This is a genomic window from Gilliamella sp. Nev6-6, from assembly GCF_001690605.1.
Classification (GTDB): Bacteria; Pseudomonadota; Gammaproteobacteria; order Enterobacterales; family Orbaceae; genus Gilliamella; species Gilliamella apicola_C.
Genome location: NZ_LZHP01000006.1, coordinates 1 through 530, shown reverse-complemented (window position 1 = coordinate 530; position 530 = coordinate 1). Strand labels below are relative to the sequence as shown.

Annotated in this window: 1 protein-coding gene; it reads right to left on the bottom strand. The window is 40.6% G+C overall.

Annotation, left to right across the window (positions count from 1 at the left end; genetic code table 11):
* Nucleotides 1–459 (bottom strand): IS3 family transposase (locus A9G42_RS00750; protein ID WP_143426067.1); only part of this gene is annotated, 459 nt, incomplete at its 3' end.
* Nucleotides 460–530: the final 71 nt, after the last annotated feature.

Genomic DNA, 530 nt, shown 5'->3' with positions numbered 1-530 from the left:
TGCAATATCAATCCCTAACGCCTCACGATTAAAGTCATCGATGACATTGAATGTTCTAAAGCGACGTTGATTACGGCTACTGTCACTCATAAAATCCATTGACCAACATTCACCTTGTTTATTGGGAACCGATAACTTTTCTGGCTCCCGAGGTGGAATTCGTTGTTTACGTTTTGTTTTAAGATTAAGCTTTAGCTCACAATACACCCGATATACCCGTTTATGATTCCATTGATAGCCGAGCTTTCTGATACGATTAAAACATTTAGGAAAGCCCCAGCGTAAATGCCGGTCTGTGATAGCATTCAACACCGAAACAATCACCGAGTCATCCTGCAACTTAGGTTGATAATAGTAAGCACAACGGCTTAAGCCAACAATAGCACAACTCATAACAATAGTAACCGAATGATTTTGTTGTAGTTGCTGTGCCCACGTTTTACGTGCCTTGGTGGGCACTAAAGCTTTTTTATGATTTCTTCCTGAAGCTGGGATTTTAAGCTCAGTTCGGCAAACATCTGTTTAAGCTT